22 protein-coding genes are annotated in these 20,755 nt (G+C 62.4%); 11 read left to right on the top strand and 11 right to left on the bottom strand.

Annotated elements, in window-relative coordinates:
* The first annotated feature begins 113 nt into the window (after positions 1–113).
* Positions 114–575, top strand: coding sequence for a MarR family winged helix-turn-helix transcriptional regulator (locus D1223_RS14200; protein WP_158588495.1), 462 nt, complete (start codon positions 114–116; stop codon positions 573–575).
* Between the two features lie 9 nt (positions 576–584).
* Here the strand turns inward: D1223_RS14200 and D1223_RS14195 are convergent, their stop codons facing one another.
* Entirely contained in the window at positions 585–1,196 is a 612-nt protein-coding gene (locus D1223_RS14195; RefSeq protein WP_119377061.1) for a glutathione S-transferase family protein, read from the bottom strand.
* Between the two features lie 177 nt (positions 1,197–1,373).
* Between D1223_RS14195 and D1223_RS14190 the strand changes: the two genes are divergently transcribed.
* Entirely contained in the window at positions 1,374–1,565 is a 192-nt protein-coding gene (locus D1223_RS14190; protein ID WP_119377060.1) for a LapA family protein, read from the top strand.
* Between the two features lie 97 nt (positions 1,566–1,662).
* The gene (locus tag D1223_RS14185) at positions 1,663–2,925 is read left to right on the top strand and encodes a S41 family peptidase (protein ID WP_119377059.1); all 1,263 of its coding nucleotides are present in this window, start codon (positions 1,663–1,665) and stop codon (positions 2,923–2,925) included.
* A 2-nt stretch (positions 2,926–2,927) separates the two neighbouring features.
* Here the strand turns inward: D1223_RS14185 and D1223_RS14180 are convergent, their stop codons facing one another.
* Complete coding sequence (locus D1223_RS14180) at positions 2,928–4,349, bottom strand: mechanosensitive ion channel family protein (protein WP_119377058.1); 1,422 nt, start codon at positions 4,347–4,349, stop codon at positions 2,928–2,930.
* Positions 4,340–5,305: a zinc transporter ZntB gene (locus tag D1223_RS14175; RefSeq protein WP_233353176.1), complete on the bottom strand. Its 966-nt coding sequence runs from the start codon at positions 5,303–5,305 to the stop codon at positions 4,340–4,342. The genes D1223_RS14180 and D1223_RS14175 overlap by 10 nt, the downstream gene beginning before the upstream one ends.
* A gap of 227 nt (positions 5,306–5,532) precedes the next feature.
* Between D1223_RS14175 and argF the strand changes: the two genes are divergently transcribed.
* Together argF and D1223_RS14165 are read left to right on the top strand one after the other, a co-directional pair.
* Complete coding sequence (gene argF / locus D1223_RS14170; RefSeq protein ID WP_119377056.1) at positions 5,533–6,459, top strand: ornithine carbamoyltransferase; 927 nt, start codon at positions 5,533–5,535, stop codon at positions 6,457–6,459.
* A gap of 147 nt (positions 6,460–6,606) precedes the next feature.
* On the top strand, positions 6,607–7,707 hold the full coding sequence (locus D1223_RS14165) for a Zn-dependent alcohol dehydrogenase (RefSeq protein WP_119377055.1): 1,101 nt from the start codon (positions 6,607–6,609) through the stop codon (positions 7,705–7,707).
* Here D1223_RS14165 and D1223_RS14160 read toward each other — a convergent pair.
* From D1223_RS14160 to D1223_RS14140, 5 genes are all read right to left on the bottom strand, one after another.
* Complete coding sequence (locus D1223_RS14160; RefSeq protein ID WP_119377054.1) at positions 7,704–8,441, bottom strand: enoyl-CoA hydratase/isomerase family protein; 738 nt, start codon at positions 8,439–8,441, stop codon at positions 7,704–7,706. The two genes, D1223_RS14165 and D1223_RS14160, sit on opposite strands and share 4 nt — an antisense overlap.
* A gap of 85 nt (positions 8,442–8,526) precedes the next feature.
* A complete protein-coding gene (locus D1223_RS14155; protein ID WP_119377053.1) occupies positions 8,527–9,222 on the bottom strand; it encodes a hypothetical protein in 696 nt (231 codons plus the stop codon).
* Positions 9,223–9,346: 124 nt separating this feature from the next.
* The gene (locus tag D1223_RS14150; RefSeq protein ID WP_119377052.1) at positions 9,347–10,204 is read right to left on the bottom strand and encodes a hypothetical protein; all 858 of its coding nucleotides are present in this window, start codon (positions 10,202–10,204) and stop codon (positions 9,347–9,349) included.
* Between the two features lie 23 nt (positions 10,205–10,227).
* Positions 10,228–10,554 carry a c-type cytochrome gene (locus D1223_RS14145; protein WP_119377051.1) on the bottom strand — a complete coding sequence of 109 codons (327 nt, stop codon included), beginning with the start codon at positions 10,552–10,554 and terminating at the stop codon, positions 10,228–10,230.
* Positions 10,555–10,584: 30 nt separating this feature from the next.
* Entirely contained in the window at positions 10,585–11,901 is a 1,317-nt protein-coding gene (locus D1223_RS14140) for an MFS transporter (protein WP_233353175.1), read from the bottom strand.
* 126 nt (positions 11,902–12,027) lie between these two features.
* Here D1223_RS14140 and D1223_RS14135 point away from each other — a divergent pair, with 126 nt between their 5' ends.
* Both D1223_RS14135 and D1223_RS14130 read left to right on the top strand, forming a co-directional pair.
* Positions 12,028–12,651, top strand: coding sequence for a YqaA family protein (locus D1223_RS14135; RefSeq protein ID WP_119377049.1), 624 nt, complete (start codon positions 12,028–12,030; stop codon positions 12,649–12,651).
* Between the two features lie 89 nt (positions 12,652–12,740).
* Entirely contained in the window at positions 12,741–13,943 is a 1,203-nt protein-coding gene (locus D1223_RS14130) for a serine hydrolase domain-containing protein (protein ID WP_119377048.1), read from the top strand.
* Positions 13,944–13,951: 8 nt separating this feature from the next.
* Here D1223_RS14130 and D1223_RS14125 read toward each other — a convergent pair whose 3' ends face one another.
* Positions 13,952–15,838 carry a putative bifunctional diguanylate cyclase/phosphodiesterase gene (locus D1223_RS14125; protein ID WP_233353190.1) on the bottom strand — a complete coding sequence of 629 codons (1,887 nt, stop codon included), beginning with the start codon at positions 15,836–15,838 and terminating at the stop codon, positions 13,952–13,954.
* Between the two features lie 300 nt (positions 15,839–16,138).
* Here D1223_RS14125 and D1223_RS14120 point away from each other — a divergent pair, with 300 nt between their 5' ends.
* The 3 genes from D1223_RS14120 (at position 16,139) to D1223_RS14110 (ending at position 18,513) form a co-directional block, all read left to right on the top strand.
* A complete protein-coding gene (locus D1223_RS14120) occupies positions 16,139–17,059 on the top strand; it encodes an Hsp33 family molecular chaperone HslO (RefSeq protein WP_119377046.1) in 921 nt (306 codons plus the stop codon).
* Positions 17,060–17,170: 111 nt separating this feature from the next.
* The gene (locus D1223_RS14115) at positions 17,171–18,190 is read left to right on the top strand and encodes an NADP-dependent oxidoreductase (RefSeq protein WP_119377045.1); all 1,020 of its coding nucleotides are present in this window, start codon (positions 17,171–17,173) and stop codon (positions 18,188–18,190) included.
* Positions 18,187–18,513 carry a hypothetical protein gene (locus tag D1223_RS14110; protein ID WP_119377044.1) on the top strand — a complete coding sequence of 109 codons (327 nt, stop codon included), beginning with the start codon at positions 18,187–18,189 and terminating at the stop codon, positions 18,511–18,513. Before D1223_RS14115 ends, D1223_RS14110 begins: the two co-directional genes overlap by 4 nt.
* On the opposite strand, the gene D1223_RS14105 is transcribed toward D1223_RS14110, so the two are convergent.
* Both D1223_RS14105 and D1223_RS18955 read right to left on the bottom strand, forming a co-directional pair.
* A complete protein-coding gene (locus D1223_RS14105) occupies positions 18,478–19,125 on the bottom strand; it encodes a 1-acyl-sn-glycerol-3-phosphate acyltransferase (protein ID WP_158588494.1) in 648 nt (215 codons plus the stop codon). The genes D1223_RS14110 and D1223_RS14105 overlap by 36 nt on opposite strands.
* A 108-nt stretch (positions 19,126–19,233) precedes the next feature.
* Positions 19,234–19,389: a hypothetical protein gene (locus D1223_RS18955; RefSeq protein ID WP_233353174.1), complete on the bottom strand. Its 156-nt coding sequence runs from the start codon at positions 19,387–19,389 to the stop codon at positions 19,234–19,236.
* 87 nt (positions 19,390–19,476) lie between these two features.
* Between D1223_RS18955 and D1223_RS14100 the strand changes: the two genes are divergently transcribed.
* On the top strand, positions 19,477–20,727 hold the full coding sequence (locus tag D1223_RS14100) for a DNA-packaging protein (protein ID WP_233353173.1): 1,251 nt from the start codon (positions 19,477–19,479) through the stop codon (positions 20,725–20,727).
* The last annotated feature ends 28 nt before the right edge of the window (positions 20,728–20,755 follow it).

Genomic DNA, 20,755 nt, shown 5'->3' with positions numbered 1-20,755 from the left:
CTCTAGCGTGAAGGATTCGAGGCCGGGGCAGCGAATTTGCGTTTATGCCCAGAACGGCTATTGTTTCACTAGTGAAGTATATCCGCCGAGGCAGGGCGGCGCAAGGGCGGGACATGGCAACAAGAACAAAAAATCCGAGGCTCTATTCCAGGCTCCAGATCGCGGCGCAGCTGCTTCGCAAGGTTACTGACCGCCAACTCGTTGAAGTGGCTGGTATTACTGGCCCGCAGCTGGGTGTGCTGACGCGCGTGGCTGCGGCAAAAGAACTCAACCAGACAAGGCTCGCGCGGGACCTGCGCCTGAACGACAGCGCCATCACTGCCATGGTTCGCCGTCTCATCGGCCTCGGCATGCTGGCCAAGGCCCGCAGCAAGACCGATAGCCGATCCTGGGTGCTGACCCTGACGAAAGAGGGTGAGGCGGCGATCGACAAAGCCGGCAAGCAGGCCCTGTCGATCAATGCCCGCATCGAAAAGGAGTTTGGCGCCGACGGCCTCGACGCTTTCGTGACCAAGCTCAATCGCCTGATCGAGATCTGCGACGAAGAGCAGGCCGCCGAGGCGGACGTGGAGTAGTCCCGGCGCTCAGGCGACGACACTCTCCCGCGCGGCCATCTTGTCATACCATTTCGCGACATTCTTGAGGTCGCGGTTCAGCGGCTGGCCAACCTGCTCGCCGAACGCGAGGAAAGCGAAGAGCATGACGTCGGCGAGGGTGAACTTGTCACCGGCGACCCATTCGCGGCTTTCCAGCTGCAGGTCGAGGAAGGCGAGCTTGTCCTGCGCGATCGCCTTCAGCCCGTCTGCGGCCTCCGGAAGACAGCGCATCCGGTCCTTGAACATGGGCAGGCCCTCGGCATAACGGAAGCCGGCCGTCAGTGGCTCGATGATGTTGAGATCGACCCAGCGGGTCCAGCGCCGCGTCTGGGCGCGCTCCTCGGGCGTGGCGCCGATGAGGCTCTTGCCGGGCTGGGTTTCGTCCAGGTACTCGCAGATCGCGGTGATTTCGGTCAGCAGGCTGCCATCGTCGAGGACAAGGGCTGGCATCTGACCGGCCGGATTGACGGAGAGATACGGCTCCTGGCGGTTGGCACCGCCCATGATGTCGATCTCCTCGAGCGGTACTGAAATACCGCGCTCAGCCATGAACATGCGGACCACGTGCGGATTCGGGCCAACGGAATTATAAAGCTTCATGGTGAGACCTCCCTTTGTTTTCGAAAGAGTTAGGCACCGGGCGGGGCATCGCAAGCCGGGACGCAGCGTCAATCACGGCTGCTCGCGAGGGCCCAGCGCGCCAGTCTGGAATCCTGTCGCCTGCGGCGTTAGGCTAAGGTCGGAGACAACTGGTGGAAGAATGAGGAAAGCAGCGTCATGAAACAGGCAAGACACTGGATCGCAATCGGCTTGGTCATTCTTCTGGTCGTTTTTGCCGTCCAGAACATGGCGTCGATCCACGTCAATTTTCTCGGTTTCGAATTTGCGACCAGCCGGATCATTCTGATCGCCATCTGCGTGGGTATCGGCTTTGCGCTCGGCAAGGCGATCCGGATCAGGCATCACTGACGGGCCATGCACGGACCCCGAAGCGGTCTACAGTTTCATCATCTGGAAAATCGACAAGCGGGAAGGCGGACGCCATTCTCGCGAGGCTTGGTCAGGGGTGCCGACTTTCAGGGAGTTCAGCATAAAACCGGTTTTTCACGTCTTCGCAGCCCTTGTGGTCTTCGCCCAAGGTTCCTTCTGCGCGCCTGTCTTCGCTCAGGATACAAGTAGCGATCAGACTGCGGCCATCCTTCAGGACGTCAATGCCGTCTGCCATCTCGTGGCCACCCGATATGCCTACTACGAGACGCGCCGGGACGCATGGGAGGAGGCCTGCCTGCAGGCCCGGGCCGAGGCAGAGAGCCCGCTGGTGCTGGGACAGGCTGGCCACCTAGCGCTTCTTGAGCGGTTGATAGACCAGCTGTGGGACAATCATGTGTCGCTGAACACCAATTCGGCGGTCTCCCCGCGCCTCGTGCCGTCCGGCAGTGACCTCTGGATCGAATGGCAAAATGGCGAGGCCGTGATCGGTGCCGTACGGCCTGACTCTGGAGCAGCCCTGGCGGGATTGCAGGTCGGGGATGTCGTGCTGGCTATCAATGGAGACCCGGTGCCGGGCGCGGCCATGACGCGCATACAGGCTGGCCGGACGCAGGTGCCAGACGCGCGTCTTGAATGGGCGCTCAACGCCGAGGCCGCCGGTTATCGCGGCGCTCCTCGGCAATTTACGATCCGGCGGCAGGACGGTGTGCAGGCGTTCGCTGTCGAACAGCCCGAACCCGCTCCGGCCAATCGTCTGGTTACGGCCCGGCGCCTGCCAGGCAATATCGGCTATATCCGGTTTGAGGATTCGCTTGACGACGACCTCACTGTGGAGGCCTTCGATGCGGCGTTGGAAGCCTTGCGCGGTGCCGATGGCTGGATCATCGATCTGCGGAATACGCCCGGCGGCGGTAATACCGATGTTGCTGAACCCATTCTCGGCCGGTTCATTTCGGGCGTGAAGCCCTACCAGAAATCCGGTCCTCGCTGGCAAGGTGAGCCGGTCCGCTATGCTGCCTCACGCGGACCTTGGCGGGTGCGGGGCAAGCTGGCCGTGCTTGCGGGCCGCTGGACGGGCAGCATGGGGGAGGGCATGGCGGTCGGCTTTGACGGGCTTCGCCGGGGCCGCGTATTTGGCTCGCCCATGGCCGGGCTGGCCGGCGGAGTAAGCGGCTTCGAGCTCCCCGGCAGCGGCATGAGCCTGCGAATACCGACCTATAATCTCATGCACCTCTCCGGCATCGACCGCCACCACTGGCGCCCTGCAGAAGCGGTTGTCGCCGACAACGGGAATGGCCACGACATCGCACTTGAAGCGGCCATGAACTGGCTGGACTGAACCTAGTCTCCGCTGTCCGGTTCTGGTTTGCGGAGGGTGAATTCGCCCATGTTCCGGAAATTGAGGTCGCGCTGCGGGAAGGGTATCTCGATGCCGTACTTGGTCAGTGCGGTGTGCAGCGCCCAGTAATAGTCAGCCTTGACCCGCGACGGCTTTTTCACGGCCTCTTCGGTCAGCCAGATGACGAGCTCAAAGTCCAGCGCGGAGTCGCCGAAGCCGGTGAGCCAGACCTGCGGCTCACGGCCCGGCGTATCGTCATACGTCCACGGAACGGCCTCAGCCGCTTCGAGGGCGGCCTTCTTGACCTCCTCCTTGTCCGAGGCATAGGCCACGCCGAATTCGACGTGCATCCGCCGGCGCGCATCGCGCAGGGTCCAGTTGATGACCTGCGCCTTGATGAACTCCTCATTGGGGACGAGGATGTCGACATTGTCATTGGTGGTGACCAGCGTGGAGCGGATGTTGATCTCTTTCACCAGGCCCGTCACGCCTGACTGAAGTTCAATGAAATCTCCAACTTTTACAGAGCGTTCGAAAAGAATGATCACGCCCGATATGAAGTTCGAGAAGATTGACTGAAGGCCGAAGCCAATACCGACGCCGAGGGCGCCGCCGAAGACGGTCAGCGCGGTCAGGTTCACACCGAGGGTCGACAGGGCGATCAGGATGGCCACCGTCATGAAGGCGACTTTCAGCACCTGGCCGAGCAGGCCCGCCATGGATGGGTTGAGCGCCTTGTTCGAGCGCAGCTGGGATTGCGCCGCGTCACCGGCGATCCGCCCGAGCCAGAGCGCAACAATCGCTATGATGACGCTGGTGATGACGCGCAGCAGCGTGATCTTCACGCCGGCAACAGTGAAGGCGGCTGCGTTCAGCGCCTCGGTCGCCGGGCCGAGCAGGCGGAGAATATAGAGGGCAGCCACGGTCCAGGCGAGAACCGCGATGGCGCCCTGCCAGAAGCCTTCCTTCATGTTCGAGGTGACAAACCGCACGACAATCCAGGCATTCATCAGGCTGGCAGCGATACGCAGGCCGGCATTGGAGAGGTCGGTCGCTTCAAAGCTGGCCGTGGCGATCCAGAGAAAGATGACGATGAAAGCTGGCCACACGATACGGGCGAGCGAAATCGCGAGCCTCGCGAGGACGTCGTGATGCTCGCGTCCTTCGGCGAACTTACGCAGGCGGCCAGCCGGGTAGCGCGAGCACAGCCAACCGAGCGCGACCGCCGCGACAAAGGCACAAAGTTGCCAGAGCGAGCCCCAGGAAATGAAGTTCTCACTGAACGCGCTGTAGCTGTCGATGGCGCTCTGGCGGATGCTGTCCCAGTCGAAGTGGGATTCCACGACGTCGCCGCCATTCTCGGCGGGCGTTTGCTGCACGCCCCGGAAAGGCGCCAGTGAAAATATTGAGTTTGCTATAGCCATTTCAGTTTCCTGAAGATCCAGAATTGCAGACCCAGCAGGGTCACGAGCATGCCGACCGTTATCCAGAAGGCATAGCTGGAATTGACGCCCGGCATGCCGCCGACATTGATGCCCAGCAGGCCGGTGATGAAGCCGAGCGGCAGGAAGATCGCTGCCACGATGGACAGCATGTACATCGTCTGGTTCATCTTCGCGGCGGCGCGGTTATTAAGGTCGTCCTGCAGCACCAGCGCGCTCTCCTTCGACACGTCGAGGTCTTCGAGATAGCGCTTCAGCCGTTCGACCGTCTCGCGGATGTCGGCAAGGTTCTCTTCCGAAAGCCAGGCCGGCGGTGTCTTATGGATGAGGACCAGCGCTTCGTGCTGTGGGGACATGTAACGTTTCAGGGCGAGGCAGTTGCGCCGGATGTCGGCGATCCGGGTGAGCATGGCGTCGGTATCGCGCTCGTCTTCGTCCAGCGCCTCCATCGCATCGATATGATCGTTCATGTCGACAATGGCGCGGTTCATCTTGGCGACCATCTGCTCGAGAAGGGCCGTAAACAGGTCACCGATCGTGCTGGCGCCCTTGCCGGCCAGCAGTTCGGCGAGAATGTCGCGCGGGGTTTGCAGCGGGCGGCGGCGCAAGGTGATGAGGCGCGTACCGTCACACCAGATCTGCATTGCGATCATGTCTTCAGGTTCGGCGCCTGGATTGAAATTGATGCCGCGCAGGACGGTGATCAGCGCATCGTCTTCAAGGAAGGCCCGCGGCCGGGTCTCGTTGGACAGCAGCAGGTCGGCCGTCGCCTCATTCAGGTCGAGTCGCGCATCCAGCCAGTCGTCGAGGCCTCCATATACCCGGTCGAGGTGCAGCCACAGGGGCTTGCCGGCGATCTCGCCGTCCCAGTCCCGCGCTGTGGCCCAGTCGGTCAGGGCGCAGCCGCCCTCGCCGTCGAGCGTGCAGCCGAATAGCAACGGGCCATCCTGTGGAATATTCCTGGCTTGTGTTGCGGTGACCGCGCTCGCATCGTTCATCCCAGTGAAACTATAGGCAAACCGGGGGCTGGCAAGTCGCAGGCGTGCAGACGGTCGGCGCCCCCGCAATTGGCAGTTGTGTCCGGGCACCTCTTTGCATGACGCCCATTTTCCATTATGGCGCGCGCTTTGGTTCTTGAACGCACGGTGTTTCGGCAGGAGGGCAGATGGCTATCCGGCATTTTATCGATCTATGGCAGCTCGAGAGTTCTGAGCTGCGCGCCATCCTGGATGAGGCTCATGCCATGAAGTCGGCCCGTGCGGGCTGGCCGAAAGGCAAGGTCGACGAGGGCGCGCCGCTGGACGGGCACATCCTGGCGATGATCTTCGAGAAGTCATCGACGCGCACGCGCACCAGTTTCGATGTCGGTATCCGCCAGCTTGGCGGCTCCTCCATCGTGATGAATTCGGGCGATATGCAGCTCGGCCGCGGCGAGAGCATTGGCGATACTGCGCGCGTCCTCTCGCGCTATGTCGACCTCGTCATGATCCGGGCGAATGATCATTCCGACGTGGAAGACTTTGCCGAGTCGGCCTCCGTCCCGGTGATCAACGGGCTGACGGATCGCTCCCACCCTTGCCAGATCATGGCGGACCTCTTGACGCTGGAAGAGCATGGCCTCGACCTGAAGGGCGCGCGGCTGGCCTGGGTCGGGGACGGCAACAATGTCTGCTCTTCCTTCATCCACGCATCTGCCAAGTTCGGCTTCACCCTCGCCATCGGCACGCCGGACCGCTATGCGCCGGAAGAGGATGATGTCGACCTGGCCCGCGAGCTTCAGGGCCGGGTCGAGATTTACGACACCGCCGAGGATGCCGTCGCCGGCGCGGACGTCGTGATCGCTGACACTTTCGTCTCCATGGGCGATACCGACGCCGATGAACGCCTGGAAGAGCTGGAGCCCTTCGCCGTGACCGAGGAGCTGATGGACCTCGCCCAGCCCGGCGCGAAATTCCTGCATTGCCTGCCGGCCCACAGGGGCGAGGAAGTCGACAGTGAAGTCATCGACGGGCCAAACTCCCTTGTCTTCGACGAAGCCGAAAACCGCCTCCACGCCCAGAAGGCCATCATGCGCTGGTGCCTGGACAAGTAGTTGGTCGGATGACCGTCCTGGCCTCTCGCTAGGACAGGCTTTCCAAGGGACGGGTGTCCTGACAGTGTAACCCTGCATGTCGGACTGAGCGGCGCGAACAAAGACGCCGCCGGGACGATGGTGCGAGGAAACACCGGAGGAGAACCCATGAAAGCTGCCGTGATGCGGGCGCCGAACGAGCCCCTGTCGATCGAGGATGTGACCATTTCAAAGCCCGGCCCGCGCGAGGTGCTGGTGCGCCTGAAAGCTGTCGGCGTCTGCCATTCGGATGTGCACTTCTGGGATGGCGCCTTCCCGGCGGAACTGCCGGTCATCCTCGGCCATGAGAGCGCCGGGGTCGTTGAACAGGTCGGCTCCATGGTGAGCGCCGTGAAACCCGGCGACCATGTCGTGTCGATCCTTTCGCCCTTCTGCGGGTCCTGCGAGTTCTGCCTGTCCGGCCACATGTCGGTGTGCCACACGGTGAACCGGGACTTCTTCAATCGGGAAGAGGGCGCCGAGCCGCGGCTCAGCGCTGGCGGAAAGCCGGTGAACCAGTTCCTGAACCTGTCGTCCTTTGCCGAGCAGATCCTCGTTCACGAGAACACGCTCTGCGCCATCGATCCCGAAATGCCGATGGACCGGGCCGCGCTGATCGGCTGCGGTGTCATCACCGGCGTCGGTTCGGTCTTCCATGCTGCGCAGGTCGAGCCCGGCTCGACCGTGGCCGTGGTGGGCTGCGGCGGTGTGGGGCTGTCGACCATCAATGGTGCGGCGATTGCGGGCGCCTCGCGCATCATCGCGGTGGACCTCGCTGACGAGAAACTCGCCATGGCGAAGAAGTTCGGCGCGACCGATTTCGTCAATCCCAAGAAGGGTGACCCTGTCGAGCAGGTGAAAGAGCTGACGGGCGGCGGCGTGCACTATTCCTTCGAATGTATCGGCCTCAAGCAGACGGCCGAGCAGGCCTATATGATGCTTCGCCCGCGCGGTGTTTCGACGATCATCGGGATGATCCCGCCCGGCGTGAACATCGAGGTGCCGGGCATCGAGCTGCTGGTCACCGAGAAGCGCCTGCAAGGGGCCGTCATGGGTTCGAACCGGTTCCGGATTGACTTCCCCCGCCTGATCGAACTCTACAAGCAGGACCGGCTGCACCTCGACGATCTCGTCTCTGACCGGATCGGCCTGGAGGGCATCACCGGCGCGCTGCAGAACCTCAAGGATAACAAGGGCACCGTCGCCCGGCAGGTCGTCGTCTTCGACTAGCCGGCGCGGCCGCGAATGTTCCGGCGAACGAAGGAAGACTGCGAGCGCTCTTCCAGCTCCATCAGCAGCGCCGGGTCGGACATCTCCAGAGCGGCGTCCAGGGTGCGTTTGGTCACGCGAAGCGCATCCGGCGCCGCTTGCAGCATTTCGGTGGCAAGCTGGTCGCCATAGGCGATGAGCTCATCGGGTTCGACGACCGCGGAAACGATGCCGTTTTCCAGGGCCTGCTCGGCCGACATCGGCCGCGAGGTGAACAGGAACTCCCGTGCCTTCGAGATGCCCATTGTGCGCTGAAGGCGCCAGCTGACGCCAAGCTCAGATCCCGACAGGCCGATCTTGATGAAGGCCGGGACGAAGCTCGCCTTGGTCGAGGCAATGATGATGTCGCTGGCGAGGGCCAGCGCCAGACCGCCGCCCGCCGCCGCGCCATTGACGAGCGAGATGATCGGTTGTGGGCAGGCGCGCATGGCCTTGATCGTGTCGCGAAGCCGCCAGTCGCCCTTCGGGCCGTCACGCAGGGCGTCCGGTGTGCCGATGGCTTTCAGGTCTGCCCCGGCATTGAAGGCGCGACCTTCGCCGGTGACGATCACGACACGAACGTCCTGATTGCGCCGCAGCCCCTCGAAGAATTCCAGCAATTCGACCGACATGGGTTCATTGATGGCGTTCATGCGATCCGGCCGGTTGAACTTAAGCGTCCAGACGCCATCGGCCTTCTTGATGTCGATTGTCATGTTCGGTTTTCCGTCCCTGATCTGCTGTTCGTTCCAGACCTAGCAGAGCAGCGCGGCCTGTCGATCAGCGACGCTGGGGCAGGGCTCAGAATTCGCGCGCAAGCCAAAGCCGGACATCATTGTCCGGCGCATCGCCCGAGGTTCCGAAGAGGTTGCCGGCTGTCCAGGTCCAGCCGCTGCCCCCTAGCGGGCCGGATATTGTAGGCCCGATCTGACTGTCCTGTCCGCCGGGACCGAAATCCTCGCTTGTGCCAAGATCGAAAAAGCCGAGCAGGGCAATGCTGTAGCCGTCGCCCAGCCTGGTGGACGCGCTGGAGCGGCCTTCGAAGACGATGGCATCGTCGGCATTGCCGCCAAAGGCGCGCCTTGCGATGAGCTGCGCGCGCAATTGTGCGCCATTGTCGAAATTCCAGCGGTTTAGCCAGTGAACGGCGATCCTCTCGGAGTCCGGCCCGTTGGAAATCCGCCCATCAAAACGCACACCGCTTTGCCAGACCTTGGCAGTTTCAGGGGTCAGTTCGAAAAGCAGTTCGGCATTGATGTTATCGAAACGCAAGTCGCTGCCGGGCTGGTCTTCCCAGCGGGCATTCAGCTTCAGGCTGGAGCGCGCATTAAGGGCGAAGCCATAGTCGAACCTGTGAACATAGCTGTCGCCGGAGCCGCTTTCGCCGGGCGTCCAGCCGAAGCGGTAGCTTATTTCTTTGCGGTCTTCGGTGACGACCGGCGAAGAGACTGACGAGGTGTTCTGGGCGGCGGCCTCTGTGGCACCCGCAATGAGCATTGCGACGACCGGAGCAAACCTTTTACCCACTCGATCAATGAGAACGCAGTTCACGGAAAACGCCCAACGGAAACACCTTGCTGGGCTAGTGTTGTGACAGTTTTGTGTCAATCGTTTCGGCGCACTAGCGCAGGGCGGAGACCAGGGCGCGCGTCGCCGCCTGTTTCATCTCCGGGCGCTTGGCGATGAGCCGTGAGAGGCGCTGACGCTCCTCGCGGGTCTTTCCAAGATCGTAGAGCCAGGCGGCCTGCTTCATTGCGCGCAGCTGCTCAGCTGAAGGGGGCTCGGCGCCGCTCTTATCCTCGTCCCAGCGCCCGAAATGAAACGAGCGCGTGACCTTGTCGTCGGTGTTGGCAATCAGGAAGACGAAGCCAGCGGGCGCCGACACATTTTTGATGACAGCATCGGGAATGAGATCCAGCCATTTCTGGTGCTGCTGCCAGCGCCAGGTGTTCGGGCTGTTCTTCGTGCGCACCTTCAGGCCGATGATCTTCAGCCGCCGCTGGACGGCATTCCAGTCGGTACCGTCCTCGTTCGCCATGCGGTGGAGGACCTTGACCAGCGCACCCATCGTTCCGCCATAGGCGATCATGTCGACGAGTGCGGTCGACCGGTTTGCGGCCGCGATTCGGGCGGGCGACAGGCCATTTTCTTCAAAGGCTTCCCGGAGCCCTGAAAACTTGTGGGCCGGTATCGCGGCGATGCCGCCTTCGCCTTCCCAGCGCATGGAAAACGGCACAAGCGACAGCGACGGCACACCTTCGAGGCCACTGAAACAACCGCAGAGATAGTCATAGAAGTTTTCCGGCGAGCGGCCGATGAAAGCCAGATCGGCGCCGTCGCTCATCGCCAGGATGCGGGCCGCAGACACGCGCAGAATGTTCAGGTCATCGGGGTGCGGGCGCCGGAAGCCCTCGGCCTGATCGATCCAGCTGCCAAGCTGTTCGCGTTTCTCGAAGCTCCAGCGAAACGGTCGAGCCAAGCATTATCCCTCCGGCCGGCCGGTCAGCCCTCGGCCTGAAGGCTTTCCAGGAACGCGATCAGGGCATCGACCTCGTCCGGGTCGAAGCTGAACTCTGGCATGTCGGCATGGCCAACGACGATGCCTTCCGCGAGGGCTTCCTGCAGGCTGTCGATCGGGTAGCGGTCTGACAGGGTGCGGAAGGGCGGCGCGTCTGCATGCGGACTTTCGGAGGTCGCATCCAGGGCATGGCAGGCCGCGCAATTGGTTTGCGCGATCTCGCGGCCCTGTTCAACGAGCGGCGAGCTGGCACTTTGCGGACCCGAACAGGCGGCAAGGGCGGCGAAGACAAACGGTATGGCGACTCTCATGGACACAGGGTGCCGCAATTGCAGGATTGATCAAGCCTCACTGTCGGAGGCCTGCACTTCTTCGAGGCCGAGGGCCACGACGGCGGCGCCCGCGCTCATGACGGCAAGAACGCCGATGACAGTCGCCACACCGGCCACCTCGGCCAGAAGGCTGAACACGGTCCCCAGGGCCAGCAGCACGCCGATGATCGTGTTCGACAGAGCCGTATAGGCGGCCCTTGTGTCTTCGTTTGCCATATCGACGAGATGGGTGGAGCGGCCAAGGCGCACGCCCTGATAGGCAATCATCAGCGCGAAGACGACCGCCGGCAGGGCCCAGACGGCCTGGAGCTGTCCGGTAAAATACAGGATGAGTGTCGCCGCGAGCGCGAGCGTTGCCGCGAGCGCCGAGAAGATCAGCACCTTGCGGCTCGACCGGTCGGCCAGGCGTCCCCAGACATACGAACTCAGCAACGCTGCCCCCGAAGACGCGATGACCAGAAGACCAAGCCCGCCAAAGGCCGAGGTCGCCGTTTCCGACGCTGACAGGGCCACCATGAAGGGCGGGGCCAGCGCGGTCGAGATGAGCAGGCCGCGAGTCGCAATGAAGCGGCGCAGCTGGGCATCTTTCTTGAGCAGCGAGAGGTTCTTCCAGGCAGCTTTCAGGGGATTGCGGCCGCCCTCTGTCGAGCCGGGCTCTTCCTGAAGCGTGGAGAAGAGCAGCGCTGCCATCAACCACAGGCCGCCCGCGACCAGAATGGCCGATGGCACGAGTGACGAGCGATCGAAGATCCCCGAAGCCAGGGCAAGGCCGAACAGGATGACGAAGAGCGAGGAGATCGAGGCGGCTGTCCCGGTGGCCGTGCCACGGCGTGACTTGGACACGGTCTTGCCCAGGACGTCCTTGTAGGTGACCGAGCAGACGCTTCGCGCCAGGGCGAGAATGGCGAGTGCGGTAATGATTGCGGCGCCCGCGGCCGCGCCTTCAAGAGTGAGCGCAGCAATTGCGATCGAGATGGCGGCGAGCCCTTGGACGACGCTGCCGGCCGCCCATGCCCATTTGCGCTGTGCCAGCCGGCGCAGGCTGGCGGCGGTAAACAGTTGCGGCAGCAGCGCCCCGGACTCGCGTACGGGGACGAGCAGGCCTATGAACGCCGCTGGCGCGCCAAGATGTGTCAGGAGCCAGGCGAGCACCAGTTTCGGATCGATCAGGCCGTCAGCTGTCTTGGTCGCGCCAAGCGAGACGATATGCGTGAGGAAGTTGCGGGGCTGGTGGTTGCACGCGCTTTCCGGGATGTCGAGGCAGACACGCCCGTCATCTTCGGCGGTCAGCGCCCGATAGACCCTTTCCAGCGTGTTCTTTGACAAATCCGCATCTCTTTCGTTTTCAGCCTCGCCGAGCCGAGGTAGCGCGCCTTCATGTTTTAGCAAACCGGCACCTGTCATGCGGGCGCAGTTAATTCGCGAATTGGCAGCTTTTCGGGGAACGGCTCCATGGTGTTGGCCGTTGCCAATCTGATGTCGCAAACAGCTACCCGCAAAAGGTTTTCGCTGCGCGAAAAGGTTTCAGCCTGGGGCAAAGGCCCGTGGTCGTTGCCGCTCGCCGTCGTGATCGGCTTTGTCGAAAACACGATCGTCGTTGTCCCGATGGAGCCGATTTTCCTGCCGCTCATGGCCCTGCGGCGCAAGACGGCCTGGCTTGTTGCCGCAGCGCTTCTCCTGGGCAATGTCCTGGGCGGCCTGCTGATGTACTGGCTGGGCGCTACCTTTGCGAAAGAGGCAATCCAGCCACTGGTGACCATGTTCGATGCCCAGAGCGCTTACCAGAACACGATGGACAGGCTGAATGCAGACGGGTTCACGACCCTGTTCATGATCGGCATCACGCCGTTTCCCTTCCAGGTCGGTGTGGCGGCGGCAGGGGCAGCCGGATACAACCTGTTGCTGTTCACAATTGCGGTGACCCTTTCGCGGTCGATCCGCTATTTCGCGCTCGCGGTGCTTGTGATGCTGGTGGGAGAGCGTGCCGAGGAAGTCCTGAAGGCGCATGAGCTGGAACTCGCAGCCGTCGGCATCCTCCTGTTTGCCGGGTTCGTGGTCTACTTCTTCCTGTTCTGACCGCGGGCTTCCCTAGGGCGAGGCTTGCCCAGTGCGATATTCCCGGCGCAATTTGCTTCTGAATTAGAAACTCAGGAGGAAATCTGCCGATGGCTGGAACGGTGAAGGGGTCTTGCGATCCGAAGTTCGCGGAGCTGAAGGATGAGTTCGAGCGGAACTTCGAAGAGCGCGGTGAGGCAGGGGCTTCAGTCTGCGTCAGCGTGAATGGCGAGACGGTCGTCGATCTATGGGGTGGAGTCGCAGATACGAGCAGCGCCGAGCCCTGGCAAGAGGACACGGTTTCCATTGTTTTCTCCTGTACCAAGGCGGCGGTCGCATTGTGTGCCCACATCCTCGTCGACCGCGGCGAGCTGGAGCTGTCCGCGCCCGTTTCGAAATACTGGCCCGAGTTCGCAAAGAACGGGAAGGAAAACACCACCGTCCAGATGATGCTGAACCATGAGAGCGCCATTCCGGCCCTGCGCGAGCCGGTTCGTGAGGGCGGCTTTCTCGACTGGGACTACATGATCAAGAGGATGGAAGACGAGGCCCCTTTCTGGGAACCGGGTACGCGCAATGGCTATCACATGGTGAATTTCGGCTGGACGGTCGGAGAGCTGGTCCGGCGCGTATCGGGCAAGTCGCTCGGGACGTTTTTCGCCGACGAGGTCGCCGGGCCCACGGGCGCGAAATTCTGGATCGGCCTGCCGGATGGGGTTTCACCGCATATCGCGCCGATTATTCCCTATGCGCCAAAGCCCGACGATCCCCTGTCGGACTTCACCAAGCTGCTGCTATCGGCGCCCGATTCCATTCAGGCGCTCTCCTTCCTCAATAATGGCGGATGGAGCCCCAATGACCCGGCCGCTCACAAGGCCGAGATCGGCGGTGCTGGCGGGCTGTCGAATGCGCGCGGACAGGTCGCCATGTACACGCCGCTCGCCTGCAATGACGGATCGCTCGTCTCGTCCGAGCGGCTTCAGGCGATGAGCATGGTTTCGACGGCGACCCAGCAGGATGCGACACTTCTTGTTCCCACCCGGTTTGCATCCGGCTTCATGAAGTCGATGGACAATCGGGGCCAGCCGCCGGGGCGCCGGGAATCCGCTGTGATCGGTCACCGTGCTTTCGGGCATGTCGGTGCGGGCGGCCATATCGGCTTCGCGGACCCCGAATGTGGCATGGCGTTCAGCTATACGATGACGCAGATGGGGCAGGGCCTGCTGATGAATGACCGCGGCCAGTCGCTGATCGATGCGGCCTATCGGGCATTGGGCTACAGGACCAATGCGCCGGGCGCCTGGTTCCGCTAGGCCGAAGCCTACTGGTTGACGACCGTGCGCAGGGGCGGGCGGTTCATCGTGTCGAACTCGATCTGCAGGACCATGTGTGCATCGCCCGATGAGAGCGGCTTGCTGTAGTAGTAGCCTTGGATCAGCTGACCGCCGAGGTCGCAGACGAGATCAAACTGCTCCTGCGTTTCGACGCCTTCGACGATGCAGGCAATGTTCAGGTTCTCACAGAGGCTGAGCATCGAGCGCAGGACGTTCTTGCTGCGCTCGTTGGCGTGCAGGTCGCGCACGAAACTGCGGTCGATCTTCAGGATATCGATTGGCAGCCGGTGCACATAGGCAAGGCTGGAGAAGCCTGTGCCGAAGTCGTCGATGGCGACATGCGCCCCGGCACTGCGGATCAGGTTCAGGACTTCCATCGCGCTTTCGAAATCGTTCATCACGGCAGATTCGGTGATTTCGAAGATCAGGCGATGCGTCGGGAAGCCAAGCTGGTCCGCGATCGACAGGAGCCGCATGACCGGGGCTTCGGAGGTCAGGCTTGTGGCGGACAGGTTGAAACTGAGGGTCAGCTCGCCTGGCCAGTGGCGGGCTTCATTCACAGCCTTGCGGAAAAGCACTTCGGTCAGCCGCCCGATCATGCCGATATTTTCGGCCGCCTTGATGAACAGGTCCGGGCGAATCCGGCCAAGCGTCGGGCAGGACCAGCGGGCAAGCGCCTCAAGCCCTTTGGTGTGACCGCAGCCGAGATCCAGGACAGGCTGGAATTCCACGCGCATTTCCTTCTCGAGGTCGGCATGCCGCAGGGCCTGTTCCAGGGCGCTGTTTGCGAAGATCAGGCGTTCATGCTCATGCGAGAAGAAGACCGGTTCGGATTTCGCATTCTGCTTGGCATAATAAAGGGCATAGTCGGCGCGATCGAACAGCAGGCTTCGGCTGTTGGCTGCGGTCGGGAAGCGAGCCATGCCGACCGTCGCACTGAGATTGGCGGCCCCTTCGTCGAAGGTAAAGGGCGTATCGAATGAGGCGCAGGCCATCTGGGCGATGGCCATGACGTCGTCATCGGAGCCGGGATTGCGGATCAACAGGCCGAATTCGTCACCCCCGAGGCGGGCAATCGTGACCGGCTGGCCCCTGAACAGGTTTCGCAGGCGCATCGCAGTGTCGACCAGAACCTGGTCACCGGCCGGATGTCCGAAGACGTCATTGATCGGCTTGAAGCCATCAAGATCCATAAGCGCCACGACAAATTGCTGGCCGGTACGCTCATGCTTTTCGACGCACGCGTCGATCTCGGCAAGGAACTGGCGGCGATTGGCCAGCCCGGTCAGGCTGTCAGTGTTGGCCAGGCGCTCATTCTCTTCGTTCAATGCGAGGAGACGGTTGTGCTGCTCACGCTGGATTCGCCGCTGGACAACCATGCGCGCGAAGTCCCGCTCACTGTTCAGCAGGAGCGAGCACAGGGCGACCGCAACGAGGGCCAGGTTTAGCGCGACAGCGAGCATGACCATGCTCTGCAGGGAAACGAGGAAACCGCATGTGATAACGGAAACGGTCACGGTAACGACAATTGACGCCTGCCTGAGATGCATCAGGCAGAATGCACACGTCAGCAGGGTCACGCCGATGAAGAAGACGATCTGGGCATGCTGCAGGTCATTGCCGAATTGATAGAAGGACAGACCCCAGGCGCAGATCACCACGCCGGTCGGAAAAGACAGATAGAATGTCTGATAAAGGCCGCGCAGGACTTCTTCGTCCGTTAGGCCTCGGTGCCGGACCCTGAGATATTTGATGGTGCGCAGGGCCGCAAATAGCAGCACCATGACCGGCATGAACAAGGTCTGGAAAAGCGGTGCGACCTCCATATGGGTGAAGGCCACGGCCAGCGTGTTGATCGACAGGATACCGTACATCAGCGGCAATTGCCGGCTCAGCGCTCTGAAGCGCGCGCGATTCAGGTCTGTTTCGTTTTTGTCGATCGTCAGAAAGGATCGTAGTTCTTGCAGCACACTTCAGCCCTTAGGGTTGCCCTCATCGTGTGCTTTAAACCAGTCACTTTAAAGTCGCCTTACAGCGATAGGCCGTATTTCATGAACCGTAGTAAACATTGCAGAAAGATATGCCGAGCGGCAGAACATGTGTTGCCCTGAACTTGTCGAGCCGGGCTTGAGCCGCCACATCAGCGCCCAAACCGAAACCAAGGGGAAAGCGTCGTGAGTGCCCTCTCTTCCCATCCTGAAGACTTTGTTGCCGGATTCTCTTCGGAGACCTTGCCCGTGGCCGGACGCATCTTGCGCATGGGCAGCCGCACCCTGTCGCCCATCCTGCAGCGGCATGCCTATCCGGACCATCTCGGCGAGATCCTCGGCGAGGCCTTGATTCTCGCCTCGCTCGTCGGTTCCGGCATGAAATTCGAAGGCCGGGTCATGACCCAGGCTGAGGGCGATGGCCCGGTCTCCATGCTTGTCGGCGAGTACCACAAGAATGGGAACGTGCGCGCCTATTCACGTTTCGAGCAGGAACGCTGGGCCTATCTCGAAAAGGTCAACAAGGGTGAAAAGCCCCACATGCCGCAACTGTTCGGCCCGATGGGCCGGCTTGGGCTCATCATTGTGCACGACCGGCCCAGCGCCCAGTCATACCAGGGTATTGTTCCTCTGGAGAAAGGCTCGCTGCAGGCCTGTGCCGAGGAGTATTTCCATCGGTCCGAGCAGGTGGAGACCTGCCTTGCCATGTCCGTCAAGCGCGACAAGGCCGGACAGTGGCATGGCGGCGGGATGATGATGCAGAGGATCGCGGGAGACGAAGCGCGCGGCGACACCGAGCAGGGATGGCTTGAGGCGCAGGCACTTTTCAACACGCTGACCCCGGAAGAGCTGACCTCCGAGGAGCTGGCGGCGCCCGATCTTCTGTACCGTCTGTTCCACGAAGGTGGCGTGCGCATGGAAGCCCCGCAAATCCTGAAGGATGAGTGCACCTGCAATGAGGAGCGCCTGTTGGGGACCCTGTCCGGCATGGCGGACGAGGCCCTGCACGACATGGTCGAGCCGGACGGAACGCTGAAGGTTGATTGCCAGTTCTGCGCCCGTCACTACGACATACCGATCGAGGCTGTCACAGGCGCCACGAACTAGCGATAACGCCAACCGGATCGAAGAACAGGCCGACCCGGCGTCACGTCTCGTCACTTGCGTTGCGCGCTCCTAAGGTGGATGAAACACCGGAATATCAGGAGGAAGACTCGCATGGCTCGGACAAACAGGATCTGGAAACTTCGCAAGCGCCCGGTCGGCGATGTCAGTGAGGGCGACCTTGAACTTGTCGAAGAGCCGGTGCCCGCGCTGAATGATGGGGAGGTGCTGCTTCGCACCGTCTACCTTTCTCTCGACCCGACCAACCGGATCTGGATGTCGGACCGCGACCAGTACATGCCGCCAGTGGAGATTGGCGACCCGATGCGTGGGGGCGGGATCGCCATTATCGAGGAAAGCCGGTTCGACGGCCTTGAACCGGGCGACATCGTCAATACCGGGCTCGGCCAGTGGGCGCTCTATCTGGTCAAGCCGGGCAGTGAGGTAAACAAGCTGCCTCAGATTCCGGGCCTGCCGCTGACGGCCTTCATGGGTCCACTCGGCATGACCGGGATGACGGCCTATTTCGGCCTGATGGACATCGGCAAGCCCCAGCCGGGTGAGACCGTGGTCGTATCGGCAGCGGCCGGCGCAGTCGGCTCGATGGTCGGTCAGATCGCCAAGATACAGGGCTGCCGCGCCGTCGGCATCGCTGGCTCGGACGAAAAATGCAAATGGCTGACTGACGTCGCCGGGTTCGATGCTGCCATCAACTACAAGAAAGAGGATGTCGGCGCGGCCCTCGACAAGCATTGTCCGGACGGGATCGACGTCAATTTCGAGAATGTCGGCGGCGAGATCATGGACACGATCCTGACGCGCCTGAATGACTTTGCCCGGATGCCGCTTTGCGGCCTCATCTCATCCTACAATGCGACGGATCCAGTGCCCGGCCCCTATAATTTCTCGATGCTGCTGATGCGTCACGTGACGCTGAAGGGCTTTATCGTGACCGACTATATCGACCGTTTTCCGGAAGGCATGCAGGCGATGGGCCAGTGGCTTATGGAGGGCAAGATCAAGTTTGAAACCGATGTCGTTGAGGGGCTGGAGAATGCTCCGGCGGCGCTCGATCGGCTTTTCACCGGCAAGAACCTCGGCAAGCTCGCGGTCAAGGTGTCGGAGCCTGGATGAAGCCGCTCCTGCGCATCGCCTGGCTAGCGGTTTTCCTGATCGGATTTTCGGTTCTCGTCAGCCTGCAGTTCATGTGGTTGCCCGTTGGCAGTGATGTGCTTGGATTTGTGAGGTTCTGGCTGCCCATCGCGGGCGGACTGATCTTCGTGCTTGGATACATGTTGCCGCGCGAACCGGCTGTTTGGGCCGCGCCGCTGCTCGCCTATCTGGTGCCTGCGGCGTGGTTCAGGCGGGCGGAGTTTGTCGATCCGCTCGCAATCCTTTTGCTGCTTGCCGCGTCGGCCGCCTCAGCCTTTGTCTTCCGGCGGTATCTCTCCACCTGATGGTTCCTCCTCAGGTGCCTCACCGACTGAAAAGCGACCGGCATGCCTGCCCTCGGCGCCAGCATAGTGCGCCTGGATGCGTGGAAGGTCGGCCTCGTAGTCGCCGGTCGGCTGGATGATGCCGTCGATCCGGATCGTCCGCGACCCATAATCGAGAACCGAGACGATCAGGGGCACGCCGGCCGCCATCGCGATACGGTAGTAGCCGCTTTTCCACTCTCCTGCCCGAGCACGCGTGCCTTCAGGCGCGATGGCGAGGATCATCCGGTCGGCGCCTGCAAAGGCCGCAGCCATCTGGTCGACCACATCGCTGGCGGACGTCCGGTCCACAGGGACGCATCCGAGCCATCTGACAAACCCGCCCAGCGCATGGTCTGTCAGGGACTTCTTGCCCATCCATTTCAGCTTGATCTGGTAGAGGCCTGCTGCCGCGAGCATCCAGAATCCGTCCCAGTTCGACGTGTGGGGCGCGGCGATCATGACCGCCTTCGGCGCGTCCGGCCAGTCGCCGCGAACCTTCCACCCACCCAGCGCAAGCACCAGCCGGCAGACCTGCCGCCAGACCGGCGCGAAGACAGATTTCGACGCCGCCGGACGCGCCCGCTGTCTCAAAGAATCGCACGCTTGAACACCATCGGCGCAGACTGCGCCCATATACCGGGGCACGCCAGCAACCAGGCCGGGAATGGACTGTTGATTCTCGCTCCGGGAGAATTCCGCCTACTTCTTCTTCACCGCACCCTGCAGCGTGAAACTGAAGGCGAGCGAAAGGATCAGCGGCACCCAGATTGGGAGCGTTCCCAGCCCGGGCGCTTCAAGCGCCGCGGCCAAATGATCATCGACACACCACCAAAGCAGGAACAGGAACATGCTCATCGCCCTCCAGTCTTGCAGGCATGATAACCGGCCGTGCGAAGCGGGCAATCCGTCCCACCCTCCGATGTCACCAGCTATTGCCCTTTCATGACCGATCCTCAGCCGCGCGCCCGCCCTGGGCTGCCTTTCCTGCTGAGCGCGCGCGGCGTGCAGTGCGATCCACCGGGAGACTGGCGGACCTGGCTGTTCATGGGCGGGCGCGGCTCCGGCAAGACGCGGGCCGGCGCCGAATGGGTGCGCCGCCTCGCCCTGTTCGGCGGGGCGAGACGCATAGCGCTCGTCGGGCCGACCTTCAGCGATGTACGCGAAGTGATGATCGAGGGCGTCTCGGGCCTGCGGGCGATTGTGCGTCCGGGTGAATTGCCGCCGTATTACCAGGCCTCCCGGCACCGCCTCGTCTGGCCGAACGGGGCCGCGGCCTACGCATTTTCCGCAGAGGACCCGGACGGGCTTCGCGGCCCTCAATTCGATGCCGCCTGGTGTGACGAGGCGGCGGCCTGGCGTAATGGACGCGATGTCTGGGACATGCTGCAGATGACGCTCCGGCTTGGCACCAATCCACGCGCCATGGTCACGACGACACCAAAACCCGTGCAGCTCATCCGCCAGCTGGTGAAGGATCCGTCTGTGGCTATCACGCGGTCGTCGACGCGGGCCAATGCCCAGCACCTGTCGCCGGCATTCCTGAGCCATGTCGAGCGAACCTATGCCAACACCAAGCTTGGACGCCAGGAGCTTGACGGCGAATTACTGGATGCGCCGCAAAACGTGCTCTGGACGCGCGCCCTTATCGACCGGGTGACGATGGGAGCTGTCCCGGGCCCGTTGTCGGATGTCATCATTGCCGTCGATCCGCCCGCAGGAACCGGACTCAAGGCCGATGCCTGCGGGATCGTTGCGGTTGGCCTCAGGCGTATGCCAGGTGCGCCGGATACAGCGTGCGTCCTCGACGATGCGACCGTCCGGGGCCTGCCGCCGCATGAGTGGGCCTCCCGTGTTGTATCAGCCGCCAGCCGGACGGGTGCCAGCCGTATCATCGCCGAAGCCAATCAGGGCGGGGAGATGATCCGCAGCATCCTCTACAATGCAGGCTGCCGCCATCCTGTGACATTGCACCATGCCCGGCTGTCGAAGCACGCCCGCGCCATGCCGGTCGGGGCTCTCTACGAGCAGGGCCGGGTCTTCCACATCGGCGGCTTTCCCGACCTCGAAGAAGAGATGATGGCCTTCGGCACCGCCGCGATGAAGGGCTCACCCGACAGGGTCGATGCGCTGGTCTGGGCGGTCACCGCGCTTCTGCTGGATGACCAGGGCGAGCCGAGCATTCGCCGCCTGTGAGCATTCCAAGGGAGGAGCGATGAACAAT

The sequence above is a fragment of the Henriciella mobilis genome (genome assembly GCF_003576285.1).
Classification (GTDB): Bacteria; Pseudomonadota; Alphaproteobacteria; order Caulobacterales; family Hyphomonadaceae; genus Henriciella; species Henriciella mobilis.
This window is presented reverse-complemented; position numbering and strand designations above follow the sequence as displayed.

Coding starts and splice junctions, on each gene's coding strand:
- D1223_RS14115 (WP_119377045.1), top strand. CDS start 17,171: ATGGCTCGGACAAACAGGATCTGGAAACTTCGCAAGCGCCCGGTCGGC.
- D1223_RS14195 (WP_119377061.1), bottom strand. CDS start 1,196: ATGAAGCTTTATAATTCCGTTGGCCCGAATCCGCACGTGGTCCGCATG.
- D1223_RS14180 (WP_119377058.1), bottom strand. CDS start 4,349: ATGGCTATAGCAAACTCAATATTTTCACTGGCGCCTTTCCGGGGCGTG.
- D1223_RS14100 (WP_233353173.1), top strand. CDS start 19,477: ATGACCGATCCTCAGCCGCGCGCCCGCCCTGGGCTGCCTTTCCTGCTG.
- D1223_RS14160 (WP_119377054.1), bottom strand. CDS start 8,441: ATGACAATCGACATCAAGAAGGCCGATGGCGTCTGGACGCTTAAGTTC.
- D1223_RS14145 (WP_119377051.1), bottom strand. CDS start 10,554: ATGAGAGTCGCCATACCGTTTGTCTTCGCCGCCCTTGCCGCCTGTTCG.
- D1223_RS18955 (WP_233353174.1), bottom strand. CDS start 19,389: ATGAGCATGTTCCTGTTCCTGCTTTGGTGGTGTGTCGATGATCATTTG.
- D1223_RS14110 (WP_119377044.1), top strand. CDS start 18,187: ATGAAGCCGCTCCTGCGCATCGCCTGGCTAGCGGTTTTCCTGATCGGA.
- D1223_RS14200 (WP_158588495.1), top strand. CDS start 114: ATGGCAACAAGAACAAAAAATCCGAGGCTCTATTCCAGGCTCCAGATC.
- D1223_RS14190 (WP_119377060.1), top strand. CDS start 1,374: ATGAAACAGGCAAGACACTGGATCGCAATCGGCTTGGTCATTCTTCTG.
- D1223_RS14125 (WP_233353190.1), bottom strand. CDS start 15,838: ATGTACGGTATCCTGTCGATCAACACGCTGGCCGTGGCCTTCACCCAT.
- D1223_RS14135 (WP_119377049.1), top strand. CDS start 12,028: ATGGTGTTGGCCGTTGCCAATCTGATGTCGCAAACAGCTACCCGCAAA.
- D1223_RS14155 (WP_119377053.1), bottom strand. CDS start 9,222: ATGCTCATTGCGGGTGCCACAGAGGCCGCCGCCCAGAACACCTCGTCA.
- D1223_RS14165 (WP_119377055.1), top strand. CDS start 6,607: ATGAAAGCTGCCGTGATGCGGGCGCCGAACGAGCCCCTGTCGATCGAG.
- D1223_RS14130 (WP_119377048.1), top strand. CDS start 12,741: ATGGCTGGAACGGTGAAGGGGTCTTGCGATCCGAAGTTCGCGGAGCTG.
- argF (WP_119377056.1), top strand. CDS start 5,533: ATGGCTATCCGGCATTTTATCGATCTATGGCAGCTCGAGAGTTCTGAG.